The organism is Kitasatospora sp. NPDC056446, from assembly GCF_042796115.1.
In the GTDB taxonomy this organism is placed as follows: Bacteria; Actinomycetota; Actinomycetes; order Streptomycetales; family Streptomycetaceae; genus Kitasatospora.
This window is the reverse complement of record NZ_JBHTRF010000094.1, coordinates 15,113-32,042: the sequence shown is the minus strand read 5'-3', so window position 1 is coordinate 32,042 and position 16,930 is coordinate 15,113. Positions and strand designations below refer to the sequence as shown.

Genomic DNA, 16,930 nt, shown 5'->3' with positions numbered 1-16,930 from the left:
GGCGTCCCCGCCGCGCCGAGCCCGTCGCCGAGCCCGTCGGCGAAGCCGTCGCAGGGCCCGTCGACGGGTCCGACGCCCGCCCGGCGCTGAGCGGCGGGCGGGCGGTCAGCTGCGGCGGCGGGCCAGCAGCGCTTCCTTGAGCCGGGGGAAGCGGGTGCGCAGCTGGTGCGCCGCCGCCTGCCGCAGGCGCACCGCCCCGGCCCGGACGGCCGCCGCCGGCGCCGCCCCCGGGGGGCCCAGCAGCAGCCGCTGGTTGGCCAACCGGTCCGGCCGCCAGCGCTGCTTGTACGGTTCCTGGCCGCGCAGCAGGCCGAGCAGCGGGATGCCCGCGCCGACCGTCTCGTCCAGGGCCGCGCCGAACAGCAGCCCGGCGATGTCCAGCCGTTCGCGCAGCACCGGGTGCGCGCCGTACATGTACAGCCCGCCGAAGGACGGGCAGAGCAGCAGCAGGTTCACCGCGACCAGCTGGCCGTCCAGGTGGAACTGGTGGACGGTGGCCCGGCCGGTGGCGACCAGGCCGGTGGTGGACTCGGCCAGGTGCCGGGCGAACCGCTCGGTCCGGTGCTCCGGGGTGACACCGCGCCGCTGCCACTGGAGGAAGTGCAGCCGCAGCAGCCCCTCCAGTGCCTCCGGCACCTCCTCCGGCGGCGTCGAGCGGACCTGCACCCCGGCCTCGGCGATCTTGCGCAGCTTCACCCGGCTGCGCTGGGCGGTCTTGCCGGGCACCCGCTTGAGCAGCCGGTCCATCGGGACGGCCGGCAGGTACTGGCAGAGCGAGTCCTGGAAGCGGCGGCGGTTGCCGCGCCAGTGCTCGTACACCCGTTGCACCGCCGCGTCCGGGTGCACCTCGCGCAGGTCCAGCCAGTGCCAGGGGCGGGTGAGCGGCAGGGCGGCGGCGAACTCGGCGGCGGCCCGGTCGGCGCACTCGTCGTCGAGCAGGACGTCGCTGTAGTCGACCAGTCCGGCGCCGAGGCCGGTCAGACCGCCGAGCGGGCCGAGGCGTCGGAAGGCTCCCGCGCCGACCAGCCGGCCGTCCCGGCGGACCAGCACCACCAGCAGGGCGCCCGGGCGGCCGTAGTGGCGCCACCAGGAGCGCTGCCAGGCGGCGGCCTGGAAGAAGGTGGCGGTCCGGCAGCGGGCGGCCAGGTCGTCCCACTCCTCGGCGAGGGCGTCCAGGGCGTCGTCCTCGCGGCGCAGCTCGGTGGTCCAGGACGGCGACGACGACTGGGCCGGCAGGCCGGTGCCGCGGGTCTCGGTGCTCACCGGCCGCTCCCGGCCGTGCTCTTCTCCTTCTCCGGGGAGGTCGGCGCCGGGGAGGTCGGCGCCGGGGAGGTCGGCGCCGGGCCGGCCTCGGCCTCGGCGGCGGTCCCCGCGCTCTCGGGGCCGCCCTCCGGGGCGGGTTCCGGCGCGCTCTCCGGGTCCGCCGGGGCGTCCGGCGCGGCAGACCTGGCGGGCGGCTCCTCACCGCGCGGGCGCGGCGGCACCGGGCCCCCGGCCGGCGCGGCGGCCTCCGGGGCCTCCGGCTCCGGGGTGCTCACGGCGGCCTCCGGCTCCTCGTCCTCCTCCCGGCGGCGGGTCATCACCACCAGAGCGCCCAGCAGCAGCCCGGCCGCGCCGCCGACCGCGACGTCCAGCTCGGCGGAGGGCGTGGTGGGCTTGTCCGGCGCGGCGGCCGGGGCCAGGGTCACCAGCCGGACGTTGGTGTCCTTGCTGCTGGTGTTGGCGAAGGCGACCAGCGAGCGGGCCACCGCGTCGGCGGTCAGGGCGGCCTCCTGGGGGTGCCTCCCGGTGCCGGTGACCTCGATCATCGGGGCGTCCGGGGAGGTCGTCCCGTGCACCAGGGACTCCAGCTCGGCCCGGGTGTGGCCGGTCTCGGCCGCCGCCACCGCGAGCACCTGCGGCTGGCCGGCCAGCCGGCCGTACGCCTGGGCGAAGTTGGTCGCGGTGGCCGCCTCCCCCGGGTTCTGCGGGACCACGAGGACGTAGGCGCTGGCGGCGTACGAGGGGTGCGAGACGACGGCGTACCCGGCGCCGGCCGCGGCGCCGAGCGGAACCGCGAGCGCCACCGGCCACCAGCGGCGGACCAGGCGGCGGGCGGTTCGGCGCGGTGTGGTCATGGGTGTGGCTCCTTGGGGGTGGGACGGCGGTTCCGGCGGTGGCGGGCGGTCAGCCGCGGGCCAGCCGGTCGTAGAGGGCGCCCAGGTCGGCGGCGACCCGGACGATGTCGTAGTGGCCGACGGCCGGCGGGTGCGGCAGCGGATCGGCGATGTGGTCGCTCAGGTGCCGCAGGTCGCGCAGCGCGGCCGCGTAGGCGGCGGGCTCGGACGGGATGCGGCGGGCCTGCGGGGCGGCGCTGGGCGGCAGTTCGTCGAGCGCCGGGCAGGCGCTGTGCCGCACCGGCAGCCCGGCGGCCAGGCCCTCCAGGACGCCGAGGCCGAAGGTCTCCGCGGTGGAGGGCGCGGCCAGCACGTCCAGGGCGGCCAGCAGCTCGGGCACGTCGTCGCGCTCGCCGGTGAGCACCAGCCGCTCCCGGACGCCGAGTTCGGCCGCCCGGCGCTCCAGGGCGGCGCGCTCCGGGCCCTCGCCGACCAGCACCAGCCGGGTGGCCGGGTCGAGGTCGGCGAGGGCCTCCACCAGGACCTCGAAGCGCTTGCCGGGGACCAGCCGGCCCACCCCGCCGACCACCCAGCTCCCGGCGGGCAGGCCGAGTTCGGCCCGCAGCCGGCGGCGTGCGACGGCCCGCTCGACCGGCGGCAGGCGGTAGCGGCCGGTGTCGATGCCGTTGGGGATCAGCTCGATCCGGGCCGGCGGGACGCCCCAGGAGCCCAGCGTCTGGGCGACCTGGCGGGAGACCGCGACGGTGGTGCTGCCGAGCCGCTCGGCCGCCAGGTAGAGGCCCTTGACGCCCCGGGTGACCGGACGGCCCTCGATCACCCCGGCGTGCAGCGAGTGCTCGGTGGAGACCACCGCGCGCACCCCGGCCAGCCGGGCGGCCAGCCGGCCGTACAGCTGCGCCCGGTAGAGGTGGGTGTGCACCAGGTCGTAGCGGCCGGCCCGGACCAGCCGGACCAGCCGGGGCAGCGCGCCGAGGTCGCGGTTGCCCCGCATGCCGAGGTGGTGGACGGTCACACTGTCGGCGCGCAGCGCGGCGGCGACCGTGCCGGGGTTGGTCAGGGCGAGCACCTCGCACCGCTGGTGCGGCGGCAGGTGCCGCAGCAGCAGATGGAGTTGGCGTTCCGCGCCACCGGAGGCGAGCCCGGTGACGATGTGCAGCACCTTCATGGCCGGCGCTCCGTGACCGCCCGCCCGCCGAGGGCGCGTGCGCGGCGCAGCTCGGTGACGGCGTCGCGCAGCCGGTGCCGGCCCTTCTTGGCGCGCAGCCGCCAGGCGCCGTCGCGGTCGCCGACGTAGCAGCGCGGCAGGGCGAAGCGGCCGGTGAGCGGGGAGTGCCCGATGGCGCAGGCGTAGTCGTACCCGGCGTCGCGGACGGCCAGGGTCGCGGGCAGGTCGACGGCGCCGTACGGGTAGCAGAAGCCGGTGACCGGGCCGCCGACGGCCTCCTCCAGCAGGCGGCGGCTCTCCTTGGCCTGCACCGCGAGGGCCTCGGCGGGCAGGCCGGGAAGCGCCTGGTGGCCGAGGCCGTGCGAGCCGATCTCCCAGCCCGCGGCGGCGAGTTCGGTGACTTCCCGGACGGTGAGGAGCTTCTTGCGCGGGCCCTCGGTGTCCCAGTCGTTGGCGCGGCCGAGCAGGTCGGCGACCACGTACGCGGTGGCGGTGAAGCCGTAGGCCTGGAGGATCGGGACGGCGTACCGGGCGAAGTCGGCATAGCCGTCATCGAAGGTGAGGCCGACCAGCCGGTCGTCCCGGCCGAGCGCGCGGGCCCGCATCAGCTCGCGGACCGAGACGCCCCGCCGGCCGCGCCGGTGCAGCCAGGCGATCTGCTCGGCGAACCGCTCGGGGCTGACGGTGAGCCGGTAGGGGTCCTCCTTCTCGACCGCCACCGAGTGGTACATCAGGATCCACGGCGAGGCGGAGCCGGGGGTCGGCGGTTCGCCGGCCGGGTGACGGCTCCTGGGCAGTCGCGCCCGGTGCGGCGGGGTGCTGCCGGCACCCGTTCGGGCCGAGCGGACGGCTCCCCGTTCAGTGTCCATCGGGACGCTTCCCTTCTTCGGCGAGGGTTGGCGAGTACAGGAATCGGGCCGCGGCGAGGACCGGGCCGCGCACCTCGCGGGCACCGAGTCCGGTGCCGAGGGCGGCGAAGGCCAGCGCCACGGTGAGGCCCCCGAGGAGGGTCGAGACCAGGGGGTCGGCGGCCAGCCCGGCGGCGGCGGTGCCGAGCACGGTCGCGCCGGCGGCGGCGGCCACCAGCCGGCCGTGGCCGCCGAGCACCCGGTGCAGCCGCAGCGGGATGCCGCGCAGGACCAGGCCGCGCAGCAGCAGCGCGGCGGTGGCGGTGATGCCGGCCGCGTTCCCGGCGGCGAGCCCGAGGGCGCCGAAGCCGGGCGTGGCGAGCAGGCCGGTGCCGACGGTGACGCCGAGGCCGAGCATCATCGCTCCGGCCGGGTACCAGTCGAGCAGCCGACGGCGGCCGTCGTCGGTGCGGGGGTCGTCGGCCCGGCGGACCACCGGGCGCAGTGAGAAGTACGGGCGGATCATCACGCCGATCAGCGCCTGGGCGGGCAGGCCGAAGCTGTACACCCGGATCACGTCGGCGGTGGCGGCGGTGTCGCGGGGCCCGAAGGCACCGCGCTCGAACAGCAGCGAGACCACCGAGGGCGCGCAGGCCATCAGGAAGGCGGTGCCGAGCAGGACGACGGCCGCCGCCTGGCCGAGGTCCTTCTCCACCCGCTCGCGGGCGGTGGCGAGGTCCCCGGCGGCGAGCGCCCGCGCGACCAGCGGGAAGGTGACGGTGCAGATCAGGATGCCCGCCGTCATGGCGAGTTGGGAGACCTTGGCGGCGTAGTTGAGGTGCGAGATGGTGCCGGGCGGCAGCGCCGAGCCGAGGTAGCGCTCGACGAAGACCTGTGCCTGGCGGGTCAGGGTGAAGGCGCCCACCGGCAGCAGGGTGAGCGGCATCAGCACCAGCGCCTTGCGGGCGCGGCGGGCGCGGCCGGTGCCGGTGCCGGTGCCGGGCGCGCCCTGCCGCAGCCGGCGCAGGAACGGGCCGACCAGCAGGCCGGCCATCAGCAGGCTGCCGGCCGCGACGCCGAGGGCGGCGGAGCGCACCCCGAGGTGGGCGTGGAGGACGAGCAGGACGGCCAGGATGCCGAGGTTGTAGACGACGTAGATCCCGGCCGGGGCGGTGAAGCGGTGGTGGGCGCGCAGCGCGGCGGCGAGGTAGCCGGTCACGCCGAAGGGCAGCACGGTGACCGCGGTGATCCGGGTGCAGGTGACGGCCAGGCCGGGGTCGGGCAGGCCGGGCGCGAGCAGGCCGACCAGCTGGGGGGCGCCGAGGGCGGCGGCCAGGGCGAGGCCGCTGAGCGCGAGCAGCAGCCAGGGCAGGGTGGCGTGGACGAGCTGGCGGACCGGGTCGGGGGCGTCCGGGTCCTCCTCGCGCAGCACCAGGGCGAGCGCGAAGGCGGGCACCATGAGGAAGGACATGGCGTCCTCGATCAGCAGCGGTGCGGCCGTCTCGGGGACGGTCCAGGCGACCAGGAAGGCGTCGGTGCCCTGGTTGGCCCCGAAGTAGCGGGCCAGCAGGAGGTCGCGCAGCAGCCCGAGGCCGGAGCCGGCGGCGCTGAGCACCGCGGTGACGCCGAAGGCCTTGGCGAGGAAGCCGCGCCGCGGCCCCGGCCCGGACGGGGCGGCCGGGGGCCTGCCGGGCGTGCCGCGCGGGGCCGGGACCGGGGCGGCCAGGGCGGCGGGCCGGTCGGTGCTCACAGTGCCATCGCCCGCTCGCCTCCGGGGCGCGCGGGCCCGCCGTCGGCACCGGCGCGCCGTTTCGGTCCGGGGCCGTGGCCGGTCTCCCGGACGGCGGTGCGCGCGGCGAGGCCGAGGACGACGGAGGTCAGCACGGTGGTGGTGCCGCCGATGTCGGCGTACAGGTAGTCGACCAGCACCCAGGTGAGCAGGGCGAGCGCGGCGAGGCCGAAGCCGCGGGAGCGGCGCAGGCAGCCGAACAGGAGGGCGAGGAAGAGGGCCGCGTAGGCGGTGATGCCGATCAGGCCCTGCTCGCTGAGGACCAGGAAGTACATGTTGTGCGGGGAGAGCAGCGGCTCGCGCTGGAAGCCGATGGTGGGGTCGGCGGCGTCGCTGCCGGAGGACAGCCGCAGCGGGGCGTGGCTGTCGCGCAGTTGCTGGAAGGCCTTGGGTCCGGCGCCGTGCACCGGGTGGTCCTGCCAGATCCGCCCGGCGGTGGCCCACAGGTCGTAGCGGTCGGAGACGGACTGGTCGGGGGCCGCGGAGACGGAGCCGATCGAGCTGAGCCGCTTGGTGACGCCGGAGCCGCCGAGGCCGAGGCCGCCGACCAGGACGACGGCGGCGGCCAGGCCGAGGACGGCGCTGCGGACGGCGAGCCGGGCGTCGGCGCGCAGCAGCAGGACGGTGGCGGCGAGGCCGGTGGCGATCCAGCTGCCGCGGCTGAAGGAGACGGCCAGCGGGAAGGCGAGGAAGGCGGCGACGGCGAACATCGACCGCCGCAGCCGGGCGTTGCCGCCGCGTTCGGCGAGCCCGAGGGCGAGGGCGGCGAGCAGTCCGAAGCTGACCACCGTGGACATCGCCATGATGTCCAGCGCCCCGAAGGTGCCGACGGCCCGGATCGGCTCGCCGGTGTAGGAGGCGCCGGTGTGGGTGAGGTACTGCTTGGCGCCGACCACGCCCTGGATCAGGGCGGCGAGCACGAAGGAGCCGAGGACCAGGCGCTGGTCGGTGCGGTCGCGCAGCGAGCAGAGCACCCCGGCGGGCACCAGCACGAACACCTGGACGAGCCGGACGAAGCCGGTGACGCTGGCGGCCGGGTCGATCGAGCCGACGGTGGCGACGGCGGCGGCGAGCACGATCCCGCCGAACAGCGCGCAGGTGGCCCGGTCGACGGCGGGCAGCCGGCCGCGCAGCAGGTCGAGCGCGGTGAGGGCGACCAGGGCCAGCGAGGCGAGGTCGGCGGCGGTGACGTGGACGGCCGCGGTGACGTCCTTCTCGCCGGTGGGTACGCACACCAGCAGGACGGTGGCGGCGGCCAGCAGGCTGGGCCGGTCCGCGAGCGCGGGCAGTGCCCTCCGTAAGGCGGGGCGCGGGACGGCGGGAAGGGTCAGGGCCACGCGGGGGTCAGCTCCCGTCCGGGTGGAGCATCAGGGCCGCGGTGCGGCACAGGATCTTGACGTCCTGCCAGAGGCTCCAGCTCTCGATGTAGCGGTTGTCGAACCGGGCCCGATCCTCGATCGAGGTGTCCCCGCGCAGGCCGTTGACCTGGGCCAGGCCGGTGAGGCCGACCGGGACGCGGTGGCGGTCGGCGTACTCGGGGTAGGCCTGGCCGAACCGCATGACGAAGTAGGGGCGTTCGGGGCGCGGGCCGACCAGGCTCATGTCGCCGCGCAGGACGTTCCAGAGCTGCGGCAGTTCGTCCAGCGAGCTCTTGCGCAGCAGCCGGCCGACGGCGCCCATCCGGTGGTCCTGGGAGATGTTCCAGCGGGTCGCCGACTCGTGCTCGTTGCTCGGGCGCAGGGTGCGGAACTTGAGGACGGTGAAGACCCGGCCGTCGAGCCCGGTGCGCTGCTGGCGGAACAGCACGCCGGGGCCGGTGTCGAAGCGGACGGCGAGGGCGCAGAGCACCAGGACGGGGGCGAGCAGCAGCAGGCCGAACACGGCGGCGGTGATGTCCAGGGTCCGCTTGGCGATCCAGCCGGGGCGGCGCATCGCCGGGCGGCCGACCCGCAGGCAGGGGAAGCCCCACAGGTGGTCGCCGCCGGCGATCGGGGCGATGGGCAGCGAGCCGTACTCGCGCAGCGCGGGGACGAGCCAGACCTGGCAGCCGAGCCGGGCGGCCTCGCGCAGGGCGGCGGCGGTGTCGGCCTCGTCGGCGGCGCCGGCGGTGGCGATCACGTGCCGGATCCGCCGCCGGCGCACCTCGCGCTCCAGCACCTCGCGGCCGCCGAGGACGGGCAGGTCGGTGTCGCCGGCGGACAGCCGCGGGTCGGCGTCGAGGAAGCCGACCGGGCGCATCCCGTACTCGCCGCGCTCGCCGAGGGCGGCGGCGACCCGGCGGCCCAGCCGGCCGGCGCCGAGCACCAGGGCGGGGCTGGGGCGACTGCGGCGGATCCGCCGGACCAGGTGGTAGAGGACGGCGCGGCCGACGGCGGCGATCAGCAGCTGGCCGCCGAGCAGGACGGTGAGGCGGGCCGGGGTGGCCGGGCCGCAGTCGGGCCAGTGGCCGCCGAGGCAGCCGGAGAGGGTGACGGCGAAGGCGGCGGCGACGACCGCGCGGGCGGCCAGCGCGGGCAGTTCGTCCAGGACGGAGAGGGTGAGCCGGGACCGGTAGAGGCCGCCGGCCAGGTTGAGCAGGAGCAGCAGGGGCAGGACGGCGGGGACGCCGAGCAGGGGGTCGAGCGGGGTGGACGGGTCGATGGCCCGGTTGGCGATACCGGTGGCGGAGCACAGCGCGATGGCGTCGGCCTGGACCAGCGCGAGCGGCAGGGCCAGCCGCTTGCGGACCGCCCCGCGGTGCCGGCGCGGCGGCGGCACCACCCGGCTGCGCGCCGCGCCCGCCGGACGGTCGAGCAGCCCGGTGCCCGGCAGGCGGGGCCCGGACAGGGTCCCGCCCGGTCGCGGGACACTGTCGTGGTCAATGGTCATCAGCGCACGATCTCCCCTGCTGTGTGCCCGGGGTGACGGCGCCCCGGCACCGGTTGGCGCGGGGCGGCCGTCCCGGCCCGGCGGGCGCGGTCCTGACAGCACCTGCTGCCGCTGGCGGCTTTCGGATCTCCCGTGGCGGGGCCGATCGCGAAGGAACCGGTCGCGAAGGACTCGGTAGCGAGGGGCACAGCCGTGAATTCCCGGTATGAAATCTGAACGAAGCAGGCAAAATCCGACAATACCGAACCGGGCGCTACGGGCTGGAAGTTGACTTGCCGTTTCATCCCAGCCGCCCATTAATAGGTATTTCGGATTTAATGCCTCGCCCCGGACCCGGTTGAGGGTGCGAATACGACAGCGCCGGGACGGCGGGCATTCACGGCATGTGAAACGATCAGATCCGCTCTGGGACACGGGCCCGGCGCCGCCCCGAGGCAGGCCCGGCGCCCAGCAGGTGGCGGTAGAGGACGTCCACCTGTTCGACCACGGTGCGCACGTCGTGCCGGGCCGCCACGTGGTCGCGCAGCCGCGCGCCGCGTCGCTCGCATTCGATCGGATCGGACAGCGCGTCCCCCATTCGGGTGGCGAGGGCCGTCGCGTCCTCGGGCGCCACCACCGCGTGCTCCAGCTCCGACGGCGGCAGGCACTCCCGCGCGCCCGGCACATCGGTCAGCAGCACCGGACGGGCCGCCGCCATCGCCTCCAGCGGGGCCAGCGCCATCCCCTCCCAGCGCGAAGGCAGCACCACCAGATCGGCCGCCGCCAGCCACGGGCGCGGGTCCGCCACGTCCCCGACCAGCCTGATCCGGGCGGGCTCCGCGGTCCCCCGGACCAGCTCCGCCACCCGCTGACCGTCCGGGCCGCCGCCGACCAGCGCCAGCCGGGCCTGCGGCACCCGGCGCAGCACCTCGGGCCAGGCGGCCAGCAGCACGTCCTGGCCCTTCTGCCGGCACAGCCGCCCGACGCAGACCGCGAGCGGGGCGTCCAGGTCCAGGCCGAGCGCGATCCGGGCGGCCCGGCGGTCGGCGGGCGCGTAGTGCCGCACGTCCACACCGTTGGGCACCACCGCCCAGTCGGCGGCCAGCCCGGCGGCCACGCCGTCGGCCCGCTCCTGGACGCTGACGCAGAGCAGCCGGTGGGCCCAGCGGGTGGCGAAGCGCTCCCAGCGCAGGGTGGCGGCGGCCAGCGTGCCGTCGACGGCGGCGAAGGACCAGGCGTGCGGCTGGAAGACGGTCGGCACCGCGCCGCGCACCGCCAGCCGGCCGGCCAGCCCGGCCTTGGCGCTGTGCAGGTGGACGACGTCGGGCGCGGCCGCCCGGACGATCCGGCGCAGCCGCCAGGCCTCGGCGGCGGTGCCCGGGCCGGGCGAGCGCCCGGCCGGCCAGTCCTGGACCAGCGCGCCCACCGCGGTGGCCTCCTCGGCCAGCCGTCCGCCGCGCGGACAGGCCACCAGCACCCGGTGCCCGGCCTCGCGCTGCCCCCGGACCAGGTCGGCCACGACGCGGGCGACCCCGCCGTCCACCGGTTGCGAAATGTGAAGGATCGTCATATGCACGGCGGCGAGCCTAGGGTGGCTCCCCCGCGCCGGGCGGCCCCCGTCACCCGGAGGTGGCGGTTCGGCCACCCGTACGGCGTTCTTCTCGTACGGGTGGCCGAGCCGCTCGAAATCCCTGGCGATTCACGTGCATCGGTGGATCTACACGCCCGAATCGCGCGCCCGAACCGCGCGGACGGCGCGACCGGGGGCCGCCGCAGGGGTCAGCGGACCTCGTCGGCCAGGTTGGCCAGCACCTGGTCGTGGATCCGGTTCAGGCCCTTGGGGGCGAAGGTGCGCTCGAAGAAGCCGCCGATGCCGGTGGCGCCCTGCCAGCCGGCGGTCACGGTGACCTTGGAGCGGCCCTCGCCGACGGCCGAGACGGTCCAGGTGATCACCATGCTGGAGTTGGCGTCCTTCTCCACCAGCCGGTCGGGCTCGGGCGCCGAGACGGTGAAGAGGCAGTCGCGCACCCGCTTCTCGGTGGCCTGCAGCTTCCAGTGCACCTGGGTGCCGGCACCGGTGCCGCCGACCCGGACCTCGTACTCGCTGTACTGGGCCGGCAGCAGCTTCGGGCGGGTCACCTGGTAGTCGGCCAGCGCCTCGTACACCCGCTCGGGGGCCGCGTCGTAGACCCGCTCGGTGGTGGCCTGCACCTGTCCCATGACCTTGCTCTCCTCGTGTGGTGGGTACCGCTCTTCCCGCAAGCCAACCACAGCGAACCGGCCGCGACGCGACGGGATAGGGTGGCCGGTGTGCTCGATCTGGTGACTGCGGTGCGCTACGTGGACCCGCTGCGGGACGGCGGGTCCGTCCCCGGTGTGGTGGAGACCGACGACCTGGGAACGTACGTGGTCAAGTTCACCGGGGCGGCCCAGGGCCGCAAGGCGCTGGTCGCCGAGGTGATCGTCGGTGAGCTGGCCCGGCGGCTGGGCCTGCGGGTGCCGGAACTGCGGCTGGTGGACTTCGACCCGGCCGTCGCCGCGGACGAGCCGGACGCCGAGATCCAGGACCTGCTCAGGGCCAGCGCGGGCGTCAACCTCGGGATGGACCTGCTGCCCGGGGCGCGGGACTTCAAGCCCGGGATGATCACGGTGGACTCGGCCGAGGCCGGCCGGGTGGTCTGGCTGGACGCGCTGACCGGCAACGTCGACCGCACCCTGCACAACCCCAACCTGGTGGTCTGGCACGGGCGGCTCTGGCTGATCGACAACGGCGCCGCGCTGATCTTCCACCACCGCTGGGCGGCCGCCGAGGCGGCGGTCGGCAGGCGGTACGACCTCAGCACGCACGCCCTGGGCGGTTCGGCCCCGGACGTCCGGCTGGCCGACGAGGAGCTCGGTCCGCTGGTCACCGTGCCGCTGCTGACGGAGGTTCTGGCGCTGGTCCCGGACGAGTGGCTGGCCGACGAGCCCGGCTTCGACTCGGTGGACGGGGTCCGACAGGCGTACGTCAACCACCTGGCCGCCCGGGCGGTGCTCTCCGAGCAGTGGCTGCCGGAGGGCTTCGTCACGCCCGAGCAGCTGCGCGAGGCCGACCGGCGGCAGGCGGCCCGGACCCGGGCCGGACGGCCGGACTGGCTGCGGGAGGTGCCGGACCTGCACGGCAAGCCGTCGGTGGAGACGGCCTGGGAGCCCGGCTTCGAGTGACGGCCCGGGGCCGTCACTCCCTGGGACCTAGCCCAGTGCGGGGCCGATCCAGGCGACGTACTCGACGGTGGTGCCGAGCAGCAGGCCGAAGGCGACCACCGGGAACGCGACATCCCCGGACAGCCCCCGCAACCTGGCGGCCAGGTAGGCGAGGCCCAGTCCGAGCAGCGGGCCCGCGGCGAGCAGCAGGGCGAGCAGCACCACCGCGACCGCCGGGCCGCCGGCGGCGGTGCCCATCACCGCGACCACCAGGCCGGCGGTCGCGATCGTGGCCAGCATCGGTGCGGCGAGCAGCAGTTGGCCGGCGCCCAGGGCCAGGGCGAGCCGGTTGCGCCGGCCGGGGACGGACTGCGGGCCGGGGATGCTCTGGGCCATGGCGCTCGACTCCTGTGGTGGCTCCGGTGGGTACGGATCCATCCTGTGCGGCGCGGCGGGCGGCGGCCTGAGTACGGGTACTCAAACGCGACCGGGGAGCGGGACCCAAGTGGTCCCGCTCCCCGGCTCAGCGATCAGATGACTCGACGGTCAGATGACTCGGCGATCAGGTGTCGTCGCGGTCAGCGCCTCAGCGCCACCACTGGACCGCCTTCTCGGCGTTGATGATGCCCGCGCCGTAGAAGCCGTTGTCGTCGGCGCCGCCCTCGCAGGTCGCCTTCCACTGGCCGGCGCCGCCCGGGTTGAACTCACCGGTCGGGCAGGCGTGGGACTCGGCCTGGTTGGTCAGCAGCTCGGTCAGCTCGTCCGGGCTGGCCCACGGGAACGTGCTGGCGAGCAGCGCGACCACGCCGGTGACGTGCGGGGTGGCCATCGAGGTGCCCTGCATGTAGCCGTACTTGTTGCCCGGGATGGTGGAGAGGATGCGGCCGTCCTTGTCCGGGGTGTCCGGGATCTGGAAGCGGCGGTCGCCACCCGGCGCGGCGACGGTGACGACGCCCTTGCCGTAGCTGGAGTAGTACGACTTCTCGCCCTTGTCGCCGACCGCGGAGACGGCGATGACGCCGGGCAGCTCGGTCGGCAGCGACAGGCAGTCGTTGGTGACCGGGCGGGTGCCGGGGGTGGTGTCGTCCGGGCTGGCCACGTCAGTGGTCTTGTGCGCCAGGTCGATGTTCTCGTTGCCGGCCGCGGCGACGTTGGAGACGCCCTTGCGCGCCGAGAACGCGACTGCCTTGCGGACGGCGGCCGTGATCGCGGCCTGGTCCTTGTCGTTCGGGCAGTTGAACATCCACGGGTCGACGTAGTAGCTGTTGTTGGTCACCTTGAAGCCGTGCTCGCCGGCCCAGACGAAGCCGCAGACCGCGTACTCGGGGTAGATGAACCCGCCGTCGTCGACGACCTTGACGGCCGCCAGCTTCACGTTCGGGGCGATGCCGACGACGCCCTTGCCGTTCTTGGCGGCGGCGATGGTGCCGGCCACGTGGGTGCCGTGGTCGCTGGTGGTGGGCTGCCAGGCCTTCCAGTCGGTGTTCGGCTTGCCGCCGTCGATGCAGGAGACCGACTGCGAGGCGTCCACGTTGGCGGCCAGGTCCTCGTGCGTGGCGTCGATGCCGGAGTCCAGGACGCCGACGGTGACGTTGCGGCTGCCGAGCGAGATCTTGTGGGCCTTGTCGACGCCGATCTGGCGCATGTCCCACTGGTTGGCCTCGTACGGCTCCTGGCCGGGGGCGGCGGTGCCGGTCGGCTCGGCGGCGACGTCGGCCTTGCCCTGGTCGGAGGCGGTGATGCCCTTGGTGCGGCTGGCACCGACGGAGTCGACGCCCTTGGCCAGGCGCAGCTTCTCGGCAAACTTGGTGTCGGTCGAGCGGGCGATGACGACGCCGATCTGCTCGTACGAGTAGACCACCGTGCCGCCGAGGCCCTTGACGGCCTGCTCGACCTTCTGCACCTGGCCGTGGTTGGCCTTGGTGTTGACGACGTAGCTGAGCAGCTGGCCGGGCGTCGGGTCGGCCGTGGGAGCCGCGACGGCGGTGCCGGCCGGGAGCGCGAGGGCTCCTGCGGTGGCGAGCACGAGGCCCACTGCCGCGTAACGGGTCCGGCTGATCCGAGGAACTCTCATTGGGGTTGGCCCTCCCGAGTCGTCATCCGGCAGCTGCGGTTGGCAGGTGCACTGGGAATGACCCGGACGCTAATGAATATTTGCTGATAAGCGCAAGAGGTAGTCATCTAATCGTCACATCTAGACCAACAACGGAGGCTAGGAGTCCGCAGGTCAACAAGGAAAACAGGGTTCAAGATTGTTAAAAAGTGATGGTTCGCCGACGTGCGAGCACACAGTTCGAAGTCATGGCCACCGGATCGGTCCCCGCTGCTCCGGACCTGCTACGGTGCTGCGGCGGCACCACGGCGACCACCGCTACAACGCGTACAGCCGACGGGCGTTCCCCGCGGCGACCAGAGCCGTCAGCCGCCGCGCGTCGGCGGTCGAGCACGCACCGTCGGCCTGCCAGCGATCCAGCAACGAACCCAGTCCGTACCGGAACTGACAGGTGCCCACCAAGAAAAGTTCGGGTAGCCCGTAGGCGTCCGTAGAGAACAGCAATTTTCCGAACGGTGCCAGTTCCAGCATCTCGCCCAGCACCGAGGCCACCCGGGGGCCGGTGTACGAGGCCGTCAGCCCCAGGTCGGCGTGGACCGTCGGGAAGGCCTGGGCCAGCCAGGCGGCCTGGCGGTGGTACGGGTAGCAGTGCAGCAGCACCAGCGGGACGCCGCTGGGCTCGGCGGCGCGCACGAAGTCCGTCAGCAGGGACGGGTCGGCCCGGTGCAGGGTGAGGTCCGGATCGCCGAAGCCGGTGTGGAGTTGGATCGGCAGGCCCAGGTCGGCGCAGACGTCCACGGCCGTCCAGAGCAGGTGGTGCAGCAGCACCGGGTCGGTCAGCCGGGCGGGCCCGCCGCGCAGCCGGGCGCCGGCCGCGGCCACCACCGCCGCCCGGGCGGGCCGTTCGGCCGGCGCGGCCAGGCCGAGCCGGTAGGCGAGCACCGACTTGACCGCGACGGCCCCGGCGGCGGCCGCCGCCAGCGCCTCGGCGACGGCGCCCGGCCAGCCGCCCGCACCGGCCGTCACCGTCTCGGCGACCGACTCCAGCCGGACCACCTCGCGCACCGAAGCCCCGGTGGCCTCGGCGAGTGCGGCCGGCGGCAGCAGCGGCAGGCCCGCGGCGGACGTCAGCCCGGTGTCCACCAGGCAGGTGTCCAGCCCGGCCGCGGCGAGCAGCCGACGGGTGGCCTCGGTGGCGCCCAACTCCTGCCGCCGGGCCAGGTAGTCGGCGGCCGGGGCGTGCGCGGGCAGCCCGAGCACCGGCGGGCACCAGCGCCGTACGGCGAGGCCGAGCGCACTGTCGAAGGGCGAGCAGCCGGGCGCGGGCGGACGGTCGGACTCGGTGAGCAGCCCGGCCAGGGCGTCGTCGTCGAGCTCCCCCGCCACCACGCTGTGGCAGTGGTGGTCGACCAGCTCGGGCACCTCCGGCCGGACCACCGCTCAGTACCGCCAGCGGGTGGCCGCGACCAACTCCTCGGGCGTGGCGGTGGCGTACTGCTCGCCCTCCGCCCGGCGCACCGCCAGCACCGCCTGGTACAGCGGCTCGCCGAGCGCCTCGCGCAGCACCGCCGAGCGCTCGTACGCGGCCACCGCCTCGGCCGGGCTCCCCGGCAGCCTCGGCACCGTGCCGGGCTCGGCGGCGGCCGGGTCCCCGGTGAACTCGGGCGGCAGCGCCCGGCGCTGGTCCAGCCCGGCGAGGCCGGCGGCGATCACCGCGCCGACCGCCAGGTAGGGGTTGGCGCTCGCGTCGAAGCACTTGACCTCGGCGTTGGCCGCGGCGGCCCGCTCCCCGGTGGAGCCCGTCACCAGGCGCAGCGCGGCTTCGCGGTTCTCCAGGCCCCAGCACTGGTAGGCGCCGGCCCAGTGCGAGGGCACCAGCCGCAGGTACCCGGCCGGGCTGGAGCAGCCCAGCACCAGCAGTTCGGGCAGCGCGTCGAGCACCCCGGCGAGGAAGCCCTCGGCCTCGGGCGTCAGGCCGTGCGGCCCGGGGCCGCCGTGCCCGAGGTTGTGCCCGCCGCGCCAGAGGCTGAGGTGCAGGTGGCCGCCGTTGCCGACCGCGCCGGCCTCGACCACCGGCGCGAAGGAGGCCCGCAGGCCGTACCGGGCCGAGACGGCCCGGACGGTGTGCCGGACCAGGACGGAGGTGTCCGCGGCGCCGACCGGGCCCTCGGGGGCGACCGAGACCTCGAACTGGCCCGGGGAGTACTCGGGGTGGATCTGCAGGACGCTCAGCCCCTGCGCGCCGAGGGCGCGCAGGACGTCCCGCAGGTAGTCGGAGAGGTCGGTGAGCCGGTGCATCCCGTACGCGGGGCCGTGCGTCGGGTACCGCGGCTCCTCCTGCGGGGCGCCGGCCAGGGCGACCACCCACTCGACCTCGATGCCGGCCTTCAGGCTCAGCCCGCGCTCGGCCGCCGCGGCCTGCGCCCGGCGGGCGAACAGCCGCTGGCAGCCGGGGTGCGGGGCGCCGCCCTGGGTGTACCTGTCCCCCGGGGCCCAGGCCCAGCCGGGCTGGGCGGCCAGCGGGACGATCCGGTCGAGGTCGGGGTAGAGCCGCAGGTCCCCCGTGGGGCCGCCGACGAGCGGGCCGGAGGTGATCGTGTCGTCGGCGAGGAACACGTCGAAGCAGGGCGCGGCGCCGACGCCCCACTGCGCGGCGTGCGTCAGACCGCCGAGCGGCACGGCCTTGACCCGGGTGACGCCGGCGTTGTCCACCCAGGTGACGGCCACCGCCTCGACGGCGGCCGTGCGCAGCCGGTCGACGACCGCCTCGGCCCGGGCGGCCCGCTCGGCGCGCGGGGGCAGCGCGACGGCGGCCGCGGCCCCGGCAGACAGCCCGGCAAGGGCGGACGGCCCGGCGGGGACGGGCGCGGTGGGGCCGGCGGGGGCGGTTCCGGTGGTCATGCCACCATGCTGCCCCGCCGGTCGGGC

At 75.6% G+C, this 16,930-nt stretch carries 14 protein-coding genes; 1 reads left to right on the top strand and 13 read right to left on the bottom strand.

Going from position 1 to position 16,930, the window contains the following annotated elements; translation table 11 throughout:
- Positions 1–105 precede the first annotated feature (105 nt).
- From ACFQ6N_RS35650 to ACFQ6N_RS35610, 9 genes are all read right to left on the bottom strand, one after another.
- Positions 106–1,263 carry a GNAT family N-acetyltransferase gene (locus ACFQ6N_RS35650; protein WP_380658122.1) on the bottom strand — a complete coding sequence of 386 codons (1,158 nt, stop codon included), beginning with the start codon at positions 1,261–1,263 and terminating at the stop codon, positions 106–108.
- Positions 1,260–2,117 (bottom strand): Wzz/FepE/Etk N-terminal domain-containing protein, encoded by an 858-nt coding sequence (locus tag ACFQ6N_RS35645; RefSeq protein ID WP_380658120.1) that lies wholly within the window; start codon positions 2,115–2,117, stop codon positions 1,260–1,262. Before ACFQ6N_RS35645 ends, ACFQ6N_RS35650 begins: the two co-directional genes overlap by 4 nt.
- A 49-nt stretch (positions 2,118–2,166) precedes the next feature.
- The gene (locus ACFQ6N_RS35640) at positions 2,167–3,282 is read right to left on the bottom strand and encodes a glycosyltransferase (RefSeq protein WP_380658118.1); all 1,116 of its coding nucleotides are present in this window, start codon (positions 3,280–3,282) and stop codon (positions 2,167–2,169) included.
- Positions 3,279–4,151 (bottom strand): polysaccharide deacetylase family protein, encoded by an 873-nt coding sequence (locus ACFQ6N_RS35635; RefSeq protein WP_380658116.1) that lies wholly within the window; start codon positions 4,149–4,151, stop codon positions 3,279–3,281. The genes ACFQ6N_RS35640 and ACFQ6N_RS35635 overlap by 4 nt, the downstream gene beginning before the upstream one ends.
- Positions 4,141–5,880 (bottom strand): lipid II flippase MurJ, encoded by a 1,740-nt coding sequence (locus tag ACFQ6N_RS35630; protein WP_380658115.1) that lies wholly within the window; start codon positions 5,878–5,880, stop codon positions 4,141–4,143. The genes ACFQ6N_RS35635 and ACFQ6N_RS35630 overlap by 11 nt, the downstream gene beginning before the upstream one ends.
- Positions 5,877–7,256, bottom strand: a complete 1,380-nt coding sequence (locus ACFQ6N_RS35625; RefSeq protein WP_380658113.1) for an O-antigen ligase family protein — start codon at positions 7,254–7,256, stop codon at positions 5,877–5,879. The genes ACFQ6N_RS35630 and ACFQ6N_RS35625 overlap by 4 nt, the downstream gene beginning before the upstream one ends.
- 7 nt (positions 7,257–7,263) lie before the next feature.
- Positions 7,264–8,787: an exopolysaccharide biosynthesis polyprenyl glycosylphosphotransferase gene (locus tag ACFQ6N_RS35620; RefSeq protein WP_380658111.1), complete on the bottom strand. Its 1,524-nt coding sequence runs from the start codon at positions 8,785–8,787 to the stop codon at positions 7,264–7,266.
- A 394-nt stretch (positions 8,788–9,181) separates the two neighbouring features.
- Complete coding sequence (locus tag ACFQ6N_RS35615) at positions 9,182–10,336, bottom strand: glycosyltransferase (RefSeq protein WP_380658125.1); 1,155 nt, start codon at positions 10,334–10,336, stop codon at positions 9,182–9,184.
- A 209-nt stretch (positions 10,337–10,545) separates the two neighbouring features.
- Entirely contained in the window at positions 10,546–10,986 is a 441-nt protein-coding gene (locus ACFQ6N_RS35610) for an SRPBCC family protein (RefSeq protein WP_380658109.1), read from the bottom strand.
- Positions 10,987–11,076: 90 nt separating this feature from the next.
- Here ACFQ6N_RS35610 and ACFQ6N_RS35605 point away from each other — a divergent pair, with 90 nt between their 5' ends.
- Complete coding sequence (locus tag ACFQ6N_RS35605; RefSeq protein ID WP_380658107.1) at positions 11,077–11,970, top strand: HipA family kinase; 894 nt, start codon at positions 11,077–11,079, stop codon at positions 11,968–11,970.
- 27 nt (positions 11,971–11,997) lie between these two features.
- On the opposite strand, the gene ACFQ6N_RS35600 is transcribed toward ACFQ6N_RS35605, so the two are convergent.
- From ACFQ6N_RS35600 to ACFQ6N_RS35585, 4 genes are all read right to left on the bottom strand, one after another.
- Positions 11,998–12,345, bottom strand: a complete 348-nt coding sequence (locus ACFQ6N_RS35600; protein WP_380658105.1) for a hypothetical protein — start codon at positions 12,343–12,345, stop codon at positions 11,998–12,000.
- A 190-nt stretch (positions 12,346–12,535) separates the two neighbouring features.
- Positions 12,536–14,023: a S8 family serine peptidase gene (locus tag ACFQ6N_RS35595; RefSeq protein WP_380658103.1), complete on the bottom strand. Its 1,488-nt coding sequence runs from the start codon at positions 14,021–14,023 to the stop codon at positions 12,536–12,538.
- A gap of 297 nt (positions 14,024–14,320) precedes the next feature.
- The gene (locus ACFQ6N_RS35590) at positions 14,321–15,424 is read right to left on the bottom strand and encodes an amidohydrolase family protein (RefSeq protein ID WP_380658101.1); all 1,104 of its coding nucleotides are present in this window, start codon (positions 15,422–15,424) and stop codon (positions 14,321–14,323) included.
- Positions 15,425–15,442: 18 nt separating this feature from the next.
- The gene (locus tag ACFQ6N_RS35585; protein ID WP_380658098.1) at positions 15,443–16,903 is read right to left on the bottom strand and encodes a glutamine synthetase; all 1,461 of its coding nucleotides are present in this window, start codon (positions 16,901–16,903) and stop codon (positions 15,443–15,445) included.
- Positions 16,904–16,930 lie beyond the last annotated feature (27 nt).

Bases quoted from the DNA above. Each gene is read 5' to 3' on its own strand.
- ACFQ6N_RS35615 (WP_380658125.1), bottom strand. From the start codon at position 10,336: ATGACGATCCTTCACATTTCGCAACCGGTGGACGGCGGGGTCGCCCGC.
- ACFQ6N_RS35610 (WP_380658109.1), bottom strand. From the start codon at position 10,986: ATGGGACAGGTGCAGGCCACCACCGAGCGGGTCTACGACGCGGCCCCC.
- ACFQ6N_RS35640 (WP_380658118.1), bottom strand. From the start codon at position 3,282: ATGAAGGTGCTGCACATCGTCACCGGGCTCGCCTCCGGTGGCGCGGAA.
- ACFQ6N_RS35595 (WP_380658103.1), bottom strand. From the start codon at position 14,023: ATGAGAGTTCCTCGGATCAGCCGGACCCGTTACGCGGCAGTGGGCCTC.
- ACFQ6N_RS35620 (WP_380658111.1), bottom strand. From the start codon at position 8,787: ATGACCATTGACCACGACAGTGTCCCGCGACCGGGCGGGACCCTGTCC.
- ACFQ6N_RS35585 (WP_380658098.1), bottom strand. From the start codon at position 16,903: ATGACCACCGGAACCGCCCCCGCCGGCCCCACCGCGCCCGTCCCCGCC.
- ACFQ6N_RS35645 (WP_380658120.1), bottom strand. From the start codon at position 2,117: ATGACCACACCGCGCCGAACCGCCCGCCGCCTGGTCCGCCGCTGGTGG.
- ACFQ6N_RS35635 (WP_380658116.1), bottom strand. From the start codon at position 4,151: ATGGACACTGAACGGGGAGCCGTCCGCTCGGCCCGAACGGGTGCCGGC.
- ACFQ6N_RS35600 (WP_380658105.1), bottom strand. From the start codon at position 12,345: ATGGCCCAGAGCATCCCCGGCCCGCAGTCCGTCCCCGGCCGGCGCAAC.